This window comes from Streptomyces viridosporus T7A (assembly GCF_008704515.1).
GTDB classification, from domain to species: Bacteria; Actinomycetota; Actinomycetes; order Streptomycetales; family Streptomycetaceae; genus Streptomyces; species Streptomyces viridosporus.
Window position 1 is genome coordinate 1180011 of the sequence record NZ_CP023700.1, and the last position, 18060, is coordinate 1198070.

The following is an 18060-nucleotide window of genomic DNA, read 5'->3' on the forward strand; positions in this document are numbered from 1 at the left end:
GGTCCAGTCTTCCCTACGCCGCCGCCGCGACTCCCGCCCGGGAGCGGACGGTGGACGCGGCCGGCCCGGGGGCGACGGGCTCCGCGCGCCGCGCCCGGGCCCGGGGCCTGCTGAACCCACGCATACTTGGGCGAATCGACGCGATCGCACATACGATGGGCGGGGTCGGCGCGGCGACCGCGGTCGCACCCGGGGCACCGTGCCGGGCATCCGACCGCTCCACGACCGCTCCACGTGGGGGACGCATGGCACAGGTCGCCGACGCAGCGCGGACCGTCATCATGACCGTGGACGACGATCCGGGCGTCTCCCGCGCCGTGGCCCGGGACCTGCGGCGGCGCTACGGGGCGTCGTACCGGATCGTGCGCGCGGAGTCCGGTGCGTCCGCGCTCGAGGCGCTGCGTGAGCTGAAGCTGCGCGGGGACCTCGTCGCGGTGATCCTCGCCGACTACCGGATGCCGCGGATGAACGGCATCGAGTTCCTCGAGCAGGCCCTGGACGTGTACCCGGGGGCGCGGCGGGTGCTGCTGACCGCGTACGCGGACACCGACGCGGCGATCGACGCGATCAACGTCGTGGACCTCGACCACTACCTGCTCAAGCCCTGGGACCCCCCGGAGGAGAAGCTCTACCCGGTCCTGGACGACCTGCTGGAGGCGTGGCGGCGCAGCGACCGCCGGCCCGTGCCCAGCACCAAGGTGGTCGGCCACCGCTGGTCGGCGCGCTCCTCGGACGTGCGGGAATTCCTGGCCCGCAACCAGGTGCCCTACCGCTGGTACTCCTCCGACGGGCCGGAGGGCCGGCGGCTGCTGGCCGCCGCGGGCGGGGACGGGATGCGGCTGCCGGTGGTGATCACACCGGACGGGACGGCGCTGGTGGAGCCCGAGCCGGTGGAGCTCGCCGCGCACGTGGGGCTGGCGACGACACCGACGGCCGACTTCTACGACCTCGTGGTGATCGGCGGCGGGCCGGCCGGGCTGGGCGCGGCGGTCTACGGGGCCTCGGAGGGGCTGCGGACCGTGCTGGTGGAGCGGTCGGCGACCGGCGGGCAGGCCGGGCAGAGCTCGCGGATCGAGAACTACCTGGGCTTCCCCGACGGGGTGTCCGGAGCGCAGCTCACCGAGCGGGCGCGGCGGCAGGCGACCCGGTTCGGCGCCGAGATCCTCACCGCGCGCGAGGCCACGGGGCTGGAGATCAGCGGCGCCGCCCGCGTCGTACGGTTCTCCGACGGTTCGGCCGTCGCCGCGCACAGCGTGATCCTGGCGACCGGGGTGTCCTACCGGCAGCTGACGGCGCCCGGCTGCGACGACCTGACCGGGTGCGGCGTGTTCTACGGGTCGGCGCTGACGGAGGCGTCCGCCTGCCGGGGGCAGGACGTGTACATCGTCGGCGGCGCGAACTCCGCCGGCCAGGCGGCGATGTACCTGGCGCGGGGCGCCAAGTCGGTGACGCTGCTGGTGCGCGGACCCGACCTGACGGCGTCGATGTCGTACTACCTGATCCAGCAGATCGACGAGGCGCCGAACATCTCGGTGCGGGCCGGCACCGTCGTCGCGGCGGCGCACGGCGACGGGCACCTGGAGCGGCTGACCCTGCGCGACACGCGGACCGGGCGGACCGAACCGGTCGACGCGCAGTGGCTGTTCGTGTTCATCGGCGCGGCGCCACTGACCGACTGGCTGGACGGGACGGTGCTGCGCGACGAGCGCGGGTTCATCCTCGCGGGCCCCGACCTCACCGCCGACGGACGGCCGCCGGCGGGCTGGGAGCTGGACCGGCCGCCGTACCACCTGGAGACCAACGTCCCCGGCGTGTTCGTCGCGGGCGACGCGCGGGCGGAGTCCGCCAAACGGGTGGCGTCCGCCGTCGGAGAGGGAGCCATGGCCGTATTGCTCGTCCACCGGTACCTGGAGCAGTCGTGAGCGGGCGGTCGGCGCCCTGCGGCCCGCAGGAGATCGGTTCGCTGTTCCTGTTCGAGAAGCTCGCCCCGGAGCAGCTCGAGCGGCTGTGCCGCGAGGGCCGGGTGGAGCGGTTCGAGCCCGGCCCGGTGTACGCGCAGGGCGAACCGGCCGCGTGCTTCTACGTGATGCTGGAAGGCACCGTGGTGCTGTCCCGCAGGGTCGGCGGGGAGGACGTCGAGGTCAGCCGGACGTCCCAGCGCGGGGTGTACGCGGGGGCCATGCAGGCGTACCTCGGGGACCGGGTGCCGCAGGTCTACAACAACTCGATGCGCGTGACCGTGCCGACGCGGTTCTTCGTGCTGCCCGCGGACACGTTCGCCGACATCATGCAGGAGTGGTTCCCGATGGCGGTCCACCTCCTGGAGGGGCTGTTCCTCGGTTCGAAGAACACCCAGCGGGCCATCGGGCAGCGGGAACGGCTGCTGGCGCTCGGCTCGTTGTCGGCCGGGCTGACGCACGAGCTCAACAACCCGGCCGCGGCGGCCGTACGGGCGACCGCGACCCTGCGGGAGCGCGTGGCCAAGATGCGGCGCAAGCTGCGGGTGATCTCGGCGGGCACGTACGAGCCCGAGACGCTGGCGAACCTGATCGAGATCCAGGAGCGCACGGCGGAGCGGGTCGCCAAGGCGCCCTCGCTCAGCCCCCTGGAGGCGGCGGACCGCGAGGACGCCCTCTCCGACTGGCTCGACGACCACGGCATCGCCGAGGGCTGGCGGGCCGCCCCCGCCTTCGTGCAGGCCGGGCTGGACCTCGACTGGCTGGACCAGGTCGCCGCCGCCGTGGACGAGGAGCTCCTCCCCGGCGCGATCGGCTGGCTCAGCTACACGGTCGAGACCGAGCTGCTGATGGACGAGATCCAGGACTCCACGACCCGCATCTCCCACCTGGTCGACGCCGCCAAGCAGTACGCGCAGCTCGACCGCGCCCCCTATCAGATCGCCGACGTGCACGAACTCCTCGACAGCACCCTGCTGATGCTGTCGGGGAAGATCGGGCAGCGGATCGAGGTCGTCAAGGAGTACGACCGCACGCTGCCGAGGATCCCAGCGTACCCGGCCGAGCTCAACCAGGTGTGGACGAACCTGATCGACAACGCGGTCTCCGCCATCGACGGCGCGGAGCGCGACGGCGGCACCCTGACCGTGCGCACCGCGCGGGAGGGCGACCGGCTGCTGGTGGAGTTCCGCGACACCGGGACCGGGATCCCGCCGGAGATCCGCGACCGCGTCTTCGACCCCTTCTTCACCACCAAGCCGGTGGGCGAGGGCACCGGGCTCGGTCTGGACATCTCCTGGCGGATCGTGGTCGACAAGCACCGCGGCGTCCTGCGGTTCACCTCCGAGCCGGGCGACACCCGCTTCCAGGTGCTCCTTCCGCTCACCGCACCCTCCCCCGACGGCAGTCCCGAGGAGCAGTCATGACCAGTGACCACGCCATCGACCCGAGCGTCCCGCCGAGCGGCGCGGGATGCACCGACTGCGAAGCCGCCGGGGGCTGGTGGTTCCATCTGCGGCGCTGCGCGCAGTGCGGTCACGTCGGCTGCTGCGACAGCTCGCCGAGCCGGCACGCCACCGCGCACTACGAGACGACGGGGCATCCCGTGGTCCGCAGCTACGAGCCCGGCGAGGACTGGTTCTGGAACTACGCCACCGGTGAGCTGTACGCGTCCGGTCCCGAGCTGGCGCCTCCGGTCAGCCACCCGGCGGACCAGCCGACCCCGGGCCCGGCGGGAAGGGTCCCGGCGAACTGGGCCGAGGCCCTGCGGCGCTGAGGCCCGGCACGGAACACACCGCACCGCACGGCCTCCGGTCGCCCCGCCGACCGCTTCCGCACCGGGGGCCCCGTCGAGCCGCCGCCCCGTGGTCGCCCTCCCCGGGGGCGGGTCCCCGGCCGGACCGCGTCCGGGAACCCGCGCTCCCGGCCGGTCGTTCTCCGGACACCCCCACGGTCCGGAACGACGACAGCAGGGCGGTGCCATGAGCGAGTTGGTCCCCGGCGGCAATCTGCTCCTCCCGGGCGGTGCCCTGACCGTCCGGGTGCCCGGCCCCTTCGACGTGTCCGCGCTGATCACGGACGACGGCGGCACGGTCCGCGACGACGGCGACTTCGTGTTCTACAACCAGCCGTCCGCGCCGGGCGCCCGCCTGGCCGGGGACACGCTCACCGTCGACCCGCACGCGCTGCGCCCCGGCGCCACCCGGGTCACGGTGGCGGTCAGTCCCGCCGAGCCCGGCACGCCGCTGAGCGGCCTGCCCTCCCCCGTGCTCCAGGTCGCCGACTCCCGCGGACGCCCGCTGGCCCGGTTCTCACCGCCGCGCCCCGGGCAGGAGGAGGTCCTGCTCCTCGCGGAGATCTACCGGCGCGGCGAGGGGTGGAAGCTGCGCGCCCTGGGCCAGGGGTACGCCGACGGACTGGCCGGGCTGGCCCGGGACTTCGGCGTGGACGTCGCGGACGAGGAGTCCGCGTCCGCCGCTTCGGTGCCCGCCGCGGCCCCGGGGCCGGCCGTCCGCACCCGTCCGGCGGACCCGGGGCCCGGCTCCGCCCTCGACCCGGACGGCTTCCTCGCCCCGGTCAACTCCGCCCGGTCGAGGGTCGGTTCCCCTCCGGTCGCCCTCGACGCCCGGCTGGTGTCCGCGGCGCGGGCGCATGCCGCGGCCATGGCCGCGGGAGGGCGCCTCGGCATCGAGAGCCGGGACGGCGTCTCCGTCTACCAGCGCGTCATCGCCGCCGGATACCCGTACCTCACCGTCGGCGAGCATCTGGTCTCGGGGCCGCGCACCCCCGCCGAGTTCGTCTCCTACTGCCTGCGCAACGAGCCGCCCCGCCGCACCCTGCACGACCCCGCCTTCACCCACGTCGGCCTCGCCCACGCCGACGGGGGCCCGTCCGGCGACGTCTACTGGACGGCGCTGTGGGCCAGTCCGCTCACCCCGGAGGGCCTGGACCGGGCGGCCGCCGAGGTCGTCGGCCTCACCAACCGGGAGCGCGCCCGCGCCGGGCTGCCGTCCCTGTCCCCCGATCCCCTGCTGACGGCGGCCGCGCAGGCACACAGCACCGACATGGTGGCCCGCGACTTCTACTCCCACACCGCGCCCGACGGCAGCGGTCCCGGCGACCGGGCCGCGGCGGCGGGCTCGGCGCGACGGACGATCGGCGAGAACATCGCCTGCGGCCGGCGTTCGGCCGCCGAGGTCGTCAGGGGGTGGATGAACAGTCCCGGTCACCGCGCCAACATCCTCGGGCCGGACTTCACCCACATCGGCGTCGGCTTCGCCGGCGGCGGCCGGGCGGGCACCTACTGGACCCAGCTCTTCGGTACCTGACGGCACCTCACCGGACTTGTCGTTCCTCGACGGAGGCGGAGGAACGGGACACCGGGTGAGGATGCCCACGCGGGTCGCACGAGGCCGTGCAGCCGGCGCTGCGGGGCGGGGCCGTGTGGTCGTGCGCCCCGGCGGGGCGACACCCCGGAAGGCGCGGCAGCGCTGAGAGGCCCTCCCGGTCCCACGGCCCACCCGGGCGGGGGACCGCAGTGATCTGCGCCTCACGGGCAACCCGGCCGGCCCCGCCGACGTCTTGACCGACAGCGGACGGCGCCCCGACCCCCGGGCCGGGGCGCATGCCCGACCTTCTCCGCACGCCCTGTATACACACAATGCATACCTGCGGTGTATACACACGATGTATACACACAGGGCATACCAGGGCGTGCACCCGGACCGAAAGGCTTCGATGTACGGCAAGGCATTCGCCCCGGAATACCAGGGCCCCCTCACCACCCTGTCGGTGAACTCCTCCCTGACCGATGTACTGGCCGCCGGCACCGAGCAGTTGAGAGCGGCCGAGCGCGCGGGCAGGCCCGGCGAGGCGGCGCGCTCCGGGCTCGCGGTGGCCGAGGCGCACCGCCGGCTGGGGCGGGTCGAGGAGGCCGACCGGGCGTGGAAGGCGAGTTACCGCGCGGCCCGCGCGGCCGGGGACACGGCGGCGATGGCCTGGGCGCTGTGGAGCGGCGGCACCCTCGCCCGGCAGCGAGGCGCCTTCCCCCTGGCCCGCCGGCTGCTCCGGCTCGCGGCGGAACTCGGCGAGCACGGCGGGGACGTCGTCGTACGGGGCTACTCCCTCGCCGGACTGGCGGAGACCGGCCGGATCCAGGGCGACTACGAGGAGGTCGGCCGGCTGCACGAGCAGCTCCTGGCCGAGGCCAGGCGGCGCGGCGAGGCCCGGCACACCGTCTGGGCGCTGGAGGGCATCGCGCAGATGCACCGCAACACCGGCGCCCTCGACACCGCGTACGCCCTGTTCGAGGAGGCCGCGGACATCGCCGCCCGGGCCGAGGACCGACGCGGTCACGCCTGGGCGCTGCGCGGACTCGCCGACGTGGTCTCCGTGCGGGACGGCGACACCGAGCGCGCGCTCGGCCTGCTCTCCGAGGCGGAGGCGTCGTGCCGCGCCATGCAGCTCTCCGGCGCCCTGGCCTACAACCACAAGATGCGCGGCAACGTCCTGTACCGCGCCGGGCGTCACCCCGAGGCCCGTGCGTGGTACGAGCGGGCGCTGGAGGAGTTCCGCGCCATGGGCGAGCCGCGCGGAGAGGCGCTCTCCCGGCTGGGTCTGGCCAAGTCGCTGGCCCGCCTGGGCCGTGACCGCCACGAGACGGCCACCGAACTCGCCGACCTGGCACGGACGTTGGAGCGGATCGGGCTCAGGCACGCCCGGGACATGGTGGCGCGGGCCCAGGAGGAGCTCGGTGTGGGCGCCGACGCGGCGGCGGGGGCCGCCCGGTGACGGCGCCCGGTTCCACCGCACCGGTCCTCGCTCCCCGGGTCCTCGGCCGTTGCCGGGCGTTGGTGCGGCCCGCGCTGGCCGAGGCAGTGGAGCGGCTGCACCCCTGGGTCGGCGAGATGGCGGCGTACGCGTTCGGCTGGTGCGAGGTGGGCGGCGCCCCGGCCCCGGCCTCCGGCGGCAAGGGGGTACGGCAGGCGCTGGCCGTGCTCGGCGCCGAGGCGGCCGGCGCGCCCGAGCGGGCCGGGGTGGCCGCCGCGGTCGCCGTGGAGCTGGTGCACACCTTCTCCCTGCTGCACGACGACATCATGGACGGCGACGCGGCCAGGCGCCGCCGCCCGGCCGTGTGGAAGGCCTACGGCACCGGGCCCGCGGTCCTGGCGGGTGACGCCCTGTTCGCACTGGCCGTCGAGACGCTCGCCGCCCGGTCCGGTGGCCCCGCGGCCGTCCGGGCGCTGTCGGCCGCACTGGGCGATCTGGTGCGCGGGCAGGCGGACGACCTGCTGTTCGCCGCCCGGCCCTGGACGGGACCGGAGCAGGTGCGGCCGGACGAGTACCGGGCCATGGCCGAGCGCAAGACGGGGGCGCTGCTGGGATGCGCGGCGGCCCTGGGTTCCGTCCTCGGCGGTGCCGCCGCGGGGACGTCCGCGGCGCTCGACCGTGCGGGGCGGCACCTCGGGGTCGCCTTCCAGATCGTGGACGACGTCCTGGGCGTCTGGGGCGATCCGGCGGTCACGGGCAAACCCGTGCACGGTGATCTGCGCGAGCGGAAGAAGACGTTCCCGGTCCTGGTCGCGCTTCGGACGCCGGTGGCCCCGCGCCTCGCCGCGCTCCTGGAGTCGGGCACGGACCCCGCGGCGGCGGCCGCGCTGATCGAGGAGGCGGGCGGCCGGTCGGCGGCGCTCGCCGAGGCACGCCGCCACCTCACGGCCGCCGAGGCCGCGCTCACCGCCGTACCGCTGGAGGCCGGGGCGGCCGCCGACCTTCGGTCGCTGCTCGACTTCCTGGTCCGGCGGGACCTGTGATCCCGCGGCGGCCCGGCGCGCGGTGTTGACCCCGACCGCTCCCCGGGCGAGGGTTCGGTACGGCGCGGATCACGTCCCCCGCGCCGGAGAGGTGGAGCATTGATCGGGATCGCCGACATCGAGGCCGCGGCCGAGCGGATCGCCGGGCACGTGGTGCGGACCCCGACCGCAGCGAGCCCCGGGCTGTCGGCGCTGCTCGGGGTTCCGGTCACCGCGAAGCTGGAACTGCTGCAGCGCACCGGTTCGTTCAAGGCGCGGGGCGCGGCGGCGAAGCTGCTGTCGCTCGGCGAGGCCGAGCGGGCGGCCGGGGTCGTGGCGGTGAGCGGCGGCAACCACGGGATCGCCCTCGCCGCCATGGCCCGTGCCCTCGAGGTGAAGGCCACGGTGGTGATGCCGCGTTCGGCGCCCGCCCGGTCCGTGGAGCTCGTGGAGTCCTCCGGTGCGACGGTGCAGTTGACCGACGGCATGGAGAGCGCGTTCGCGCTGATGACGCGGCTCCGGCAGGAGGGGCTGACCCCGGTCCATCCCTTCGACGATCCCGTGGTGATCGCCGGACAGGGCACCGTGGGGCTGGAGTTCGCCGCGGACGCCGGCGACCTCACCGATGTGCTGGTGAGCATCGGGGGCGGCGGACTGATCGCCGGCGTGGCGGCGGCGCTGCGGGCGCTGCGGCCCGGGGTGCGGGTCTGGGGCGTGGAGACCGAGGGCGCGCAGGCGATGTCCGAGGCGCTGGCGGCGGGCGGCCCGGTGCCGGTCGCGCTGTCGTCGATCGTCTCCACGCTCAGCGCCCCGGCCGTGTCCCAGCTGACGTACGAGCACGTCTCGGAGTTGGTCACCGAGGTGCTGGTGGTGCCGGACCGGGAGGCGGTGCTCGGCTCGCTCGCTCTCGCGGACCACGCCAAGGTGTGGGCGGAGCCGGCCGCCGGCTGTCTGCTGCCCGCCGCGCGGCGGGTGCTGGAGCGGGTCGGCGAGGGGGCCCGGCTCGGGCTGGTGGTGTGCGGGGGCAACGTCACCACCGGCGACATGATCGCCTGGACGGAGCGCTTCGGGCTGCGCTGAGCGCCTCGGCCCGTGCCGTGGTCCCCGCCCGCCGGATTCCGGCCGGGCGGCGGTCCGCGCCCCCGCCGCGGGTCCTTCTCCCTTGACCGCCGGTCACCGGTGGAGGGGGCCGGGACATCCGCTTCCGTCGTGGCCCGGGACGGAACGCGGTCCGCGGGTCTCCCCGCCCACCGGCCGAGGTGAGGGGCGCCGCCGCCCGCAACGGCCGCCTCCCTCCGCACGGCCGTCCGCCTTTCCTCTTCTCTTGAACGGAGGACAGGAATCCGCGGCGGCCCCTTTTCCCGGGCCTTCCTTTGAACGGATCCCGTCCGGTCCCCCGTACCTCTGGGAAAGGGAGACCCGGCGGTTTCGAAGAGGGATGTCCATGGGCAGGGCGCACGTCTCCACACACCAGTCGGTCGGCGGGCGGTACCGGCTGGTCGAGATCACCCGTCGCGAGACCAACAGCGTCCGCTGGTACGCCGACGACCTGCGGACGGGCCGTCCGTGCCTGGTCACCCGGATCGGGCTGCCCGAGGAGCCGGACGGCGCCGCGCACCGTGCCCCGGCCCGCGTCCTGCGGACGACCGAGAGCGTGGCGCGGCTGTGCCCCGGCCGGATCGCCACCGTCGTCGACGCCCTCGACGAGGACGGCTCGCTGTGGACCGTCACCGCCTGGATCGACGGCACGCCGCTCGGCGAGGTCCTCGCCGAGCAGGGCACCCTCAACTACGTGCGGGCCGCCCGCATCGCGCTGGAACTGCTCGACGTGCTGGACGCCGCGCACGCCGAGGGCATCACGCACGGGGAGCTCAGCCCCGGCCAGGTGTTCGTGCGGGAGGGCGGACCCGTGGTCGTCACCGGGTACGGGCTGGCCGGCTCGACGACCGCGCCCCGGCTCACCGCCCCGTCGTACGCCGCTCCGGAGCAGGCCCGCGACGAGCGGGCCGGCCCGGCGGCGGACCTGTGGGCCCTGGGCGCGCTCCTCTACACGATGCTCGAGGGGCGTCCGCCGTTCCGTGACCGGGGCCGGCCCGAGGCCACGCTGAAGGGGGTGGACCGGCTGCCGCTGCGCACGCCGGTGCGGGCCGGTCCGCTCGCCCGGGTCGTCCAGGGGCTGCTGCGCAAGGACCCGCGGGAGCGGCTGACCCGGCAGGTGGTCCGCGAGGTGCTCACCCGCGTGCTCAGCGAGGACTCCGGGGCCGTCGCGGAGGCGGTGCCGAGCCCCCGGCTGCGCGGCGGGCCCGCCCTCGCCCTCCGGTGCGCCGACCGGAGGTGGAGCGGACGGACGACGGTCCTCGGTACCACCCTGGCCGTCGTCACCGTGACGGTGGCGGTGCTCGCCGCGACGCAGTCGCTGCCCGGCACCGGCTCCGCCGCCGACGCGCCGGCGGCCTCGGCGTCCGCGCCCGGTGACCGGGGGGCCTCCCGGCCGCCGGCCGCGCCCGCCCCCTCGCCCTCGGGCACGGCGGACCTCCCGCCCGGCTACCGGACCTACCGCGCGCCGGAGGGCTTCTCCCTCGCCCTGCCCGCGGGCTGGCAGCGGCTGGACACCTCGCGCGGCGCCGACCTGGCCTACCGCGTCACCTTCGGCGCGGAAGGGGATCCGCGCACGCTCGCCGTCACCTACAGCACGGGCGTGGGGTCCGACGCCGTGGCCGTGTGGCGGGACGACGTGGAGCCGCGTCTGGAGCGGTCCGGCGACTACGAGCGGATCGGCTCGATCCGCTCGACGACGTACCAGGGGCGGGAAGCCGCCGACATGGAGTGGTACGCCGAGGCCGGCGGCAGCCGGGTGCGCACCTTCGGCCGGGGATTCCTCCTGGGCGGCGGGCGCGGCTTCTCCCTGCGCTGGACGACACCGGACGCCGCCTGGGAGGACGGTGCGAGCCGGGAGGCGCTGCGGACCTTCCTGCGGACGTTCCGCCCGGCCGCGGGCTGAGCCGCGTGGCGAACCGGTGGCCGTGGTCGGTGGGGCTCGGCGTCCGGCAGCCGGGTGATCCACCGTTTTCCCGCCGCGCGACCGGGGACCCGGGCGACATGGTGCGAATCGGATACACGATGATGACCGAGCAGGCCGGGCCCCGTGAGCTGGTCGGCCACGTGGTGCGGGCCGAGGAGGCGGGCTTCGACTTCTCGGTGACCTCGGACCACTACTTCCCCTGGCTGCGCTCCCAGGGTCACTCGCCGTACGCGTGGAGCGTGCTGGGCGCCGCCGCCCAGGCCACCTCGCGGATTCCGCTGATGACGTACGTGACGTGCCCGACGTTCCGCTACCACCCGGCGGTGGTGGCGCAGAAGGCGGCGACGATGCAGCTGCTGTCCGAGGGCCGGTTCCGGCTGGGACTCGGCTCGGGCGAGAACCTCAACGAGCACGTGGTGGGCGGTGGCTGGCCGACCGTGGACGTGCGGCACGAGATGCTCGAGGAGGCGGTGGAGATCATCCGTGCCCTCTTCGAGGGCCGCCACGTCACTCACCACGGCACCCATTTCGACGTCGAGTCGGCCCGGCTGTGGGACCTGCCGGACCGGACGCCGCCGATCGGCGTCGCGGTCTCCGGGGAGCGGTCCTGCGCCCTCGCGGGCCGGCTCGCCGATCTGGTGATCGCCACGGAACCGAAGGAGGAGCTGCTCGACGCCTTCGACCGGCACGGCGGGGAGGGCAAACCGCGGGTGGGCCAGCTCCCGGTGTGCTACGACCCCGACCGGAACGCGGCCGTCGAGCGCGCCCACGACCAGTTCCGCTGGTTCGGCAGCGGCTGGAAGGTCAACTCCGAGCTGCCGCACCCGGACTCCTTCGACCTCGCGACCCAGTTCGTCCGGCCGGACGACGTCGCCGGGTCGATCCCGTGCGGCAGCGACCCGGAGGACTTCGTCGAGGCCGTCCGCCCCTACGTGGAGGCCGGCTTCACCGAGATCGCCCTGGTGCAGATCGGCGGCGAGTCGCAGCCGCAGTACCTGGACTGGTCGGAGAAGACGCTGCTGCCGGCGCTGCGGGAGGCCTTCGGCTGACGAGGACGCAGAGGACCGTGCAGAGGACCATGCGGAACCACCCCCTCCTGCGGCCGTGGGAGGGGGAGGCGGAGATTCACTCGGAGGGCTGAGCATTTTACGCGGACACGGGGTACTAGAGGGCTTCACGCCCGTACTTCCCGGAGGCCTTTTCGTGAACTCGTTCGTGCACAAGACCCTGGTGGTGGAGCTCCAGGCAGGCGTCACGGACCGCTTCGCCGTGCTCGCCCACCTGAGTTACGACCCCTCCGACCCGTTCGCCGTCACCGTCGTCTTCAGCCATGACGGCCGGGTCCTCGCCCGCTGGCAGTTGGACCGGGAGATGGTCACCGACGGTCTCACCCACCCGGTGGGGGTCGGGGACGTGCGGTTGCGCCCGGAGTCCCGGGGCGTGGGGCGGGAGCTGCGGATGGAGTTCCTCGGTGAGGCCCGTGCCGACGGCGGCCGGCACCGTGCGGTGGTGTTCGCCTGGGCCGAGACGATCGGCGACTTCCTGCACGAGACCCACCGGCTGGTCCCGCCGGGGCGCGAGGAGGTCCGCGTCGACGACTTCCTCGCGGACGTGCTCGCGGGGAGCTGAGCCGCGGGCGTACGGCTCAGCGTGTCGTGTGACGGTGCCGGGCCCACATGGGCAGGCCGAACCAGCACAGCAGGTACCAGCACACCACTCCGGCGACCAGGTAGGGGACGAAGCCGTCGTGCGTCGCCACGCGCAGGATCAGCAGCAGCGAGGCGCTGGTGGTGGCGAGCAGCAGCAACAGGCCGAGCAGGGTCAGCCGGGAGGCCCACCGCACCGCCTCGGGTTTGATGCGCCGCCCGGAGACGAGGCGGTGCAGCGTCACCGGGCCGATGAGCGCACCGGTGGCGCACGCGCCGAGCAGGACGGTGACGATGTAGATCTTCTGGTCGGTGCCGGACAGCTCCTCGTACTTCGGGGTGAACACGACGGTCAGCAGGAAACCGAAGAGGATCTGGACCCCCATCTGGGCGACGCGGACCTCCTGGATGAGCTCCTGCCACATCCGGTCCGCTCTCTCGTCCTCGGTCTCGTTGCGCCCCCGGCGCCTGCTCCGCCCCTGCTCCGCGTCCGGCACGGTGCACCTCCCTGGGTGAGTGACGTCCCCCTCCCGAGAGTTCCCCCTCCGGCGCCGTCCTCCTCCCGGTCGGGCCGCGGTTTGGGGGTGCGGCGCGCGGTTACACGGACCGCGACGCCGGCACGGCGCCGACACCGAGGCCAGGAGGTCGTGGCACGTATGTCCGATACCCAGCTCACCGTGACGCTCAGCGGCGGGGACCCCGACGACGCACGCACGGTCGTCCGGGCCCTGGAGGGGGCGTTCGGGACGCCGGACCAGTCGCCCTCCGGCGAGGAGGCCACGGTCCGTGTGGCGACGTTCACCGGGGAGGGGCGGCAGGAGGCCTCCCCCGCGGACGCCGGCCGCCTCTCGGCGCCGGTGAACGTCACCGTGCAGGGCACCCCGGAGGCGGTGCGGCGGGCGAGCGACACGCTCACGCGGGCCTTCTCGGCGCGCGACGAAGGCACCGCCTCCGGCGACCAGGAGCAGGAGAGGCAGCTGCTCCTGGAGCCGTGATCCCCCGCGGGCCCCGGGTCACCAGCGGGTCGCGACCTGGTCCTCGATGCGCCGCTCGTAGAGGTCGCGGATCGCCGCGAGCGTCGCGCCGGACAGCTCCGGCAGCCGGGCGGCGGCCGCGTTGGCGCGGGCCTGCTCGGGCGAGCGGGCACCGGGGATGACGGTGGTGACGCCGGGCTGCTGGATGATCCAGCGCAGCGCCAGCTGGGCCGGCGTGTACCCCTCGGGGGCGAGCGCGGCGAACTCCGCGGCGGCCTCGACACCCGTCGCGTAGTCGACGCCGGAGAAGGTCTCGCCCTGGTCGAAGGACTCGCCGTGCCGGTTGAAGGTGCGGTGGTCGTTCTCCGGGAAGACGGTGTCCTTGGTGTACTTGCCGGACAGCAGCCCGGAGGCGAGCGGGACCCGGGCGATGATGCCGACGCCGGCCTCGCGGGCGGCCGGGAGCACCTCGCGCAGCGGTTTCATCCGGAACGGGTTGAGGATGATCTGCACGCTCGCCACGTTCGGCCGGGCGATCGCGGCCAGCGCCTCGGCGCAGGTCTCCACGCTGACTCCGTAGGCGGCGACGCGCTCCTCCGCCACCAGTGTGTCGAGGGCGTCGAAGACCTCGTCGCGGGAGTAGACGGGGGTGGGCGGGCAGTGCAGCTGCACCAGGTCGATGCGGTCGACGCCGAGGTTGCGCCGCGAGCGGTCGTTCCAGGCGCGGAAGTTGTCCAGGACGTAGTTCTCGGGGATCTGCTCGACCCGGCGGCCCATCTTGGTGGCGACCAGCACGTGCAGGTCGGGCCGGCCGGCCAGGAACGTCGCGATGGTCTGCTCGCTGCGCCCGTCGCCGTACACGTCGGCGGTGTCGAAGAAGGTGACTCCGGATTCGGCCGCGGTCTCCAGGACCGCCAGGGCCTTCTTGTCGTCGACGTCGCCCCAGTCCGCTCCGAGTTGCCACGTGCCGAGACCGATCACGGAGGCGTGCTGACCCGACCTGTCGAATGTGCGCTCGTCCATGGGGTCAGTCTGTCATCCGCCACGGCGAGCGGCAGCGGCGCCCGCCACGTCGTCGACCTGCGCGGAATCCTGCGGCCGTGGCACGGCACGGCTCCGGCGGACCTGCCGGGCCGCACCGCGCCTTCGACGCCCGGTCAGGCGCTCACGGCGGTCCGGCACTCGGGGTGGCCCCAGCCCTTGTCGTTCTTGGCGATGGGTTCGCCGGCGGCGTAGGAGCGGCCGCACGGGCAGCGGCCGGGGAACTTCGCCTTGATGGTGCGGGACGACGAGCCGCCGCGCGGCCGGGACGCCTTGGCCGCACCGGACCCGCGCTTCGCGGCACCGGTGCGCGGGGTGTCCGGGGACGGCGGCGGTTCGGGCGAGCCCAGTTCGCTGCCGGCGTTCTGCTGGGTGGTGGCCGCCTGGCTAGCGGCGCGGTCGGCGAAGTCGTTGAGCCGGTCGCCGTCGACCTGGTGGGCCGGGACGTAGCGGAACTCCACCGAGCGGTCCTGCAGGAGGGCGTCGATGCGGACGACGAGTTCCTGGTTGGCGACCGGCTTGCCGGCCGCCGTGCGCCAGCCGTTGCGCTTCCAGCCGGGCAGCCAGGTGGTGACGGCCTTCATGGCGTACTGCGAGTCCATCCGGACCTCGAGCGGCACGGCCGGGTCGGTCGACGCCAGCAGCCGCTCCAGCGCCGTGAGTTCGGCGACGTTGTTGGTGGCCCTGCCGAGCGCCCCCGCCTCCCAGTGGACCGGGGTCTCGGAGGCGTCGGCCACCACCCAGGCCCAGCCGGCGGGCCCGGGATTTCCCTTGCAAGCCCCGTCGCACGCGGCCACAACACGTTCACGCATGCGCCCGATCATGCCATGGCCGGACGGGGTGCCCGTCCGGCCGGGGCGGCCGCACGGCCACGACGAGGGTGCTTTCCGGAGCAGGGGTCGGTCCTCCCCGCCGGCCACCACCGCCCCGCCCGCGCGCCGAGCGGCCCCGCACGGTCCGGGCCGGGGCCCGTGCGGCGGGAAGGGACACGATCCGTCTGAAGCGCGTCTTCCCGGCCGGCCCCGGTCGTGCTTGCCTGGGGAGCCGTTTCACAGGCCGGGGCGGGAGTCGTCGTATGCGCAGAGCGTGGATCGCGGGAGTGGTGCTGTCCGGCGTGCTGCTCGGCGCGTGCACGGACCCGTCGTCCGGACCGGGGGCCGAGCCGCCGCCGGCCCCGCCGAAGGCGTCGGCCACCACGCACCAGCGGCCCGTCGCCTCCCCGAGTGCCGCGCCCGGCAAACCGCCGGTGGTGCTGTACCTCGGGGACTCGCTGGCGATGGAGAGCCAGGAGGTCCTCGGCGGGCAACTGCGCACGGAGCTGCGCGCCCGCTACACGAGCGCGCCCTACTCGGGCACCACCCTCTGCGACTACCTGGAGGGGTCCGCCGAGCGGTCCCTCGTGCCGGCCCCGGACAAGGCGGCGGCGCTGGTGCGCTCGTCGAAGCCGGACTACGTGGTGCTGCAGTTCTGGGGCAACGCCTGGGACTACACGCCGTGCATGGACGGGATCGCGCACGGCACCTCGCGGGAGAGGTACTTCGAGCGGTACGCGGCCGACGCGCGACGGCTCACCGAGCAGATCGCCGCTGCCGGGGGGTCCCGGCGGCCCCGGATCGTCTGGGTGCTGCAGGGACCCGACCCGATCACCCCCGACCGGGTCCGCCGGGTCAACGCGCTCTACGAGGAGCGGGCCGCCGCCTCCGGCGACCTCGTCGCGGACGCGGGACGGACGGTGAGTCCGGCGGGAGCGCGGTACTCCTGGACGCAGTACCTTCCGTGCGACGCCCACGAGCGGGCCCACCCCGACTACTGCACCCAGCCCGGCCACGGCCGTACGGCCCTGCACCGGGACGACGACTACCTGCACTTCTGCCTGGCGCCCACCACGTCCGAACCGAAGCCCTGCCCGGTCCGCTCCCCCGGGATCCTGCGCATGGCACGGGAGATCACGCGCGTGATCGGGGAGCACGTCCGCACGGGCCGGCCGGCGGGGTGAAATCCGTTCGACACGGCGTGCGTCCGTTGCTGGGATGGGCGGCATGTGTGCCGTGAGGATGCATCCCGACGAGGTGGACGTCGACGCCGCGCTGGTCGGCCGGCTGGTCGCCGGCCGGTTCCCCCGGTGGGCCGGGCTGCCGGTGGAGCGGCTGCGGTCGTCGGGGACCGAGAACGCCATGTTCCGTCTCGGCCCGGACCTGGTGGTGCGGCTCCCCCGTCATCCCGGTGCCGTGGAGGGCGTGGCGCACGAGCAGCGGTGGCTGCCCCGTCTCGGCCCGCTCCTGCCGTTCGCCGCGCCCGAACCGCTCGGGCGGGGCGGGCCCGGTGAGGGCTTCCCGTGGCCCTGGTCGGTGTACCGCTGGCTGGAGGGCGCCAACCCGGTCGCGGGGGCGCTCGACGACCCCGTGTCGCTCGCCCGGGACCTGGCGGCGTTCGTCACCGCGCTGCGCGGCGTCGACGCGACGGACGGGCCTCCGTGCCACCGGGGCGTGCCCCTGGCGCACCGGGACGCTCCGACGCGCGAGGCGATCGCGCGGCTGGCGGGGCGGGTCGACACCGACGCGGTGACCGCGCTGTGGGAGGAGGCGCTGGGGGCCCCGGAGCACGCCGGTGCGCCGGTGTGGGCGCACGGTGATCTGTCGCCGGGGAACGTGCTGGTCGGCGGCGGACGGCTGACGGCGGTGATCGACTTCGGCAGCGTGGGGGTGGGCGACCCCGCGGTGGACCTGATCGTCGCCTGGAACCTGCTGCCCGCCGAGGCGCGCGGCGCCTTCCGCGCGGCGGTGGGCGCCGACGAGGCCCAGTGGGCACGCGGGCGGGGCTGGGCGCTGTCGATCGCGCTCATCGCGCTGCCGTACTACTGGGACACCAACCCGCCGCTCGCGGCGAACTCACGCCATGTGATCAAGGAGATCCTGGCCGAACGGGGATAGGGGCGGGGCCGGCCGTGCGCCGGCCGGGGCGGGACGGGGGCCCTGCCCCGCCCCGGCCGTCACTCGCCCGCGTACGCCTTCTCCAGCTCCGCGATGTCGAGCTTGCCCATCGACATCATGGCCTTCATCGCGCGGCCCGCCTTCTCCGTGTCCGGGTCGTTGATCATCTCGATGAGCCGTGCCGGGGTGACCTGCCAGGAGACGCCGAACCGGTCCTTGAGCCAGCCGCACGGGCCGTGCTCGCCGCCGCCCTCGACGAGCCTGTCCCAGTAGTGGTCGACCTCGGCCTGGTCGGCACAGTCGATCTGGAAGGAGACCGCCTCGTTGAACGTGAACTCGGGCCCGCCGTTCAGCGCGACGAACTTCTGGCCGTTAGCCGTGAACTCCACGGTCAGGACGGTGCCCGCGGGGCCGGGACCGGCCTCGGTGTGCCGGAGGATCCGGCCGATGCCCGAGTCCTCGAAGAGGGAGACGTAGAAGTTCGCGGCCTCCTCGGCCCGGCCGTCGAACCAGAGACACGTGGTGAATCCGCCGGTGGTCATGAGTACCTCCTGGGTGTGGAACGCGGTCGTCAGTGCCGACCCGTTCGCGCCGGAGAACTCATCGGCGGGCCGCGGAGCAGTTCGAAGGCGCCGCCCCGTGCCGCGCCGCGCGGCCCGCCGAGTCGTCGGCCGTGCCGACGGCGCTCGCCCTGTTCCCG

17 protein-coding genes are annotated in these 18060 nt (G+C 74.7%); 13 read left to right on the top strand and 4 right to left on the bottom strand.

From position 1 onward, the window contains the following. Positions 1-245 precede the first annotated feature (245 nt). From CP969_RS05570 to CP969_RS05615, 10 genes are all read left to right on the top strand, one after another. The gene (locus tag CP969_RS05570) at positions 246-1922 is read left to right on the top strand and encodes an NAD(P)/FAD-dependent oxidoreductase (protein ID WP_004991917.1); all 1677 of its coding nucleotides are present in this window, start codon (positions 246-248) and stop codon (positions 1920-1922) included. Beyond that, positions 1919-3382 carry an ATP-binding protein gene (locus CP969_RS05575; RefSeq protein WP_004991915.1) on the top strand — a complete coding sequence of 488 codons (1464 nt, stop codon included), beginning with the start codon at positions 1919-1921 and terminating at the stop codon, positions 3380-3382. Before CP969_RS05570 ends, CP969_RS05575 begins: the two co-directional genes overlap by 4 nt. Continuing rightward, complete coding sequence (locus tag CP969_RS05580) at positions 3379-3732, top strand: UBP-type zinc finger domain-containing protein (protein ID WP_004991913.1); 354 nt, start codon at positions 3379-3381, stop codon at positions 3730-3732. The genes CP969_RS05575 and CP969_RS05580 overlap by 4 nt, the downstream gene beginning before the upstream one ends. Positions 3733-3937: 205 nt before the next feature. Then, positions 3938-5284, top strand: a complete 1347-nt coding sequence (locus CP969_RS05585) for a CAP domain-containing protein (protein WP_016827539.1) — start codon at positions 3938-3940, stop codon at positions 5282-5284. Positions 5285-5693: 409 nt separating this feature from the next. Further along, positions 5694-6746: a tetratricopeptide repeat protein gene (locus CP969_RS05590; RefSeq protein ID WP_004991900.1), complete on the top strand. Its 1053-nt coding sequence runs from the start codon at positions 5694-5696 to the stop codon at positions 6744-6746. After that, positions 6743-7768 carry a polyprenyl synthetase family protein gene (locus tag CP969_RS05595; RefSeq protein ID WP_026085394.1) on the top strand — a complete coding sequence of 342 codons (1026 nt, stop codon included), beginning with the start codon at positions 6743-6745 and terminating at the stop codon, positions 7766-7768. Before CP969_RS05590 ends, CP969_RS05595 begins: the two co-directional genes overlap by 4 nt. A 99-nt stretch (positions 7769-7867) precedes the next feature. Further along, positions 7868-8827: a threonine/serine dehydratase gene (locus tag CP969_RS05600; RefSeq protein ID WP_004991898.1), complete on the top strand. Its 960-nt coding sequence runs from the start codon at positions 7868-7870 to the stop codon at positions 8825-8827. Positions 8828-9191: 364 nt separating this feature from the next. Beyond that, entirely contained in the window at positions 9192-10748 is a 1557-nt protein-coding gene (locus tag CP969_RS05605) for a serine/threonine-protein kinase (protein ID WP_016827537.1), read from the top strand. A 98-nt stretch (positions 10749-10846) separates the two neighbouring features. Further along, on the top strand, positions 10847-11818 hold the full coding sequence (locus CP969_RS05610) for an LLM class F420-dependent oxidoreductase (protein ID WP_004991891.1): 972 nt from the start codon (positions 10847-10849) through the stop codon (positions 11816-11818). A 154-nt stretch (positions 11819-11972) separates the two neighbouring features. After that, positions 11973-12398, top strand: coding sequence for an SsgA family sporulation/cell division regulator (locus tag CP969_RS05615; RefSeq protein ID WP_004991889.1), 426 nt, complete (start codon positions 11973-11975; stop codon positions 12396-12398). Positions 12399-12414: 16 nt separating this feature from the next. Here the strand turns inward: CP969_RS05615 and CP969_RS05620 are convergent, their stop codons facing one another. Then, positions 12415-12912, bottom strand: a complete 498-nt coding sequence (locus tag CP969_RS05620; protein ID WP_004991887.1) for a DUF6328 family protein — start codon at positions 12910-12912, stop codon at positions 12415-12417. Between the two features lie 159 nt (positions 12913-13071). Between CP969_RS05620 and CP969_RS05625 the strand changes: the two genes are divergently transcribed. Beyond that, complete coding sequence (locus CP969_RS05625) at positions 13072-13410, top strand: hypothetical protein (RefSeq protein ID WP_016827535.1); 339 nt, start codon at positions 13072-13074, stop codon at positions 13408-13410. Positions 13411-13428: 18 nt separating this feature from the next. On the opposite strand, the gene CP969_RS05630 is transcribed toward CP969_RS05625, so the two are convergent. Then, a complete protein-coding gene (locus CP969_RS05630) occupies positions 13429-14412 on the bottom strand; it encodes an aldo/keto reductase (RefSeq protein ID WP_016827534.1) in 984 nt (327 codons plus the stop codon). Positions 14413-14546: 134 nt separating this feature from the next. Beyond that, positions 14547-15254 (bottom strand): ribonuclease H family protein, encoded by a 708-nt coding sequence (locus CP969_RS05635; protein WP_004991881.1) that lies wholly within the window; start codon positions 15252-15254, stop codon positions 14547-14549. A 251-nt stretch (positions 15255-15505) separates the two neighbouring features. Between CP969_RS05635 and CP969_RS05640 the strand changes: the two genes are divergently transcribed. Next, complete coding sequence (locus CP969_RS05640) at positions 15506-16426, top strand: SGNH/GDSL hydrolase family protein (protein WP_004991878.1); 921 nt, start codon at positions 15506-15508, stop codon at positions 16424-16426. 43 nt (positions 16427-16469) lie between these two features. Beyond that, positions 16470-17360: an aminoglycoside phosphotransferase family protein gene (locus CP969_RS05645; protein ID WP_026085393.1), complete on the top strand. Its 891-nt coding sequence runs from the start codon at positions 16470-16472 to the stop codon at positions 17358-17360. A 59-nt stretch (positions 17361-17419) separates the two neighbouring features. On the opposite strand, the gene CP969_RS05650 is transcribed toward CP969_RS05645, so the two are convergent. Then, a complete protein-coding gene (locus CP969_RS05650; protein WP_004991876.1) occupies positions 17420-17902 on the bottom strand; it encodes a VOC family protein in 483 nt (160 codons plus the stop codon). Between the last annotated feature and the right edge of the window lie 158 nt (positions 17903-18060).

Coding starts and splice junctions, on each gene's coding strand:
- CP969_RS05580 (WP_004991913.1), top strand. CDS start 3,379: ATGACCAGTGACCACGCCATCGACCCGAGCGTCCCGCCGAGCGGCGCG.
- CP969_RS05610 (WP_004991891.1), top strand. CDS start 10,847: ATGGTGCGAATCGGATACACGATGATGACCGAGCAGGCCGGGCCCCGT.
- CP969_RS05650 (WP_004991876.1), bottom strand. CDS start 17,902: ATGACCACCGGCGGATTCACCACGTGTCTCTGGTTCGACGGCCGGGCC.
- CP969_RS05640 (WP_004991878.1), top strand. CDS start 15,506: ATGCGCAGAGCGTGGATCGCGGGAGTGGTGCTGTCCGGCGTGCTGCTC.
- CP969_RS05585 (WP_016827539.1), top strand. CDS start 3,938: ATGAGCGAGTTGGTCCCCGGCGGCAATCTGCTCCTCCCGGGCGGTGCC.
- CP969_RS05630 (WP_016827534.1), bottom strand. CDS start 14,412: ATGGACGAGCGCACATTCGACAGGTCGGGTCAGCACGCCTCCGTGATC.
- CP969_RS05570 (WP_004991917.1), top strand. CDS start 246: ATGGCACAGGTCGCCGACGCAGCGCGGACCGTCATCATGACCGTGGAC.
- CP969_RS05635 (WP_004991881.1), bottom strand. CDS start 15,254: ATGATCGGGCGCATGCGTGAACGTGTTGTGGCCGCGTGCGACGGGGCT.
- CP969_RS05625 (WP_016827535.1), top strand. CDS start 13,072: ATGTCCGATACCCAGCTCACCGTGACGCTCAGCGGCGGGGACCCCGAC.
- CP969_RS05605 (WP_016827537.1), top strand. CDS start 9,192: ATGGGCAGGGCGCACGTCTCCACACACCAGTCGGTCGGCGGGCGGTAC.
- CP969_RS05590 (WP_004991900.1), top strand. CDS start 5,694: ATGTACGGCAAGGCATTCGCCCCGGAATACCAGGGCCCCCTCACCACC.
- CP969_RS05645 (WP_026085393.1), top strand. CDS start 16,470: ATGTGTGCCGTGAGGATGCATCCCGACGAGGTGGACGTCGACGCCGCG.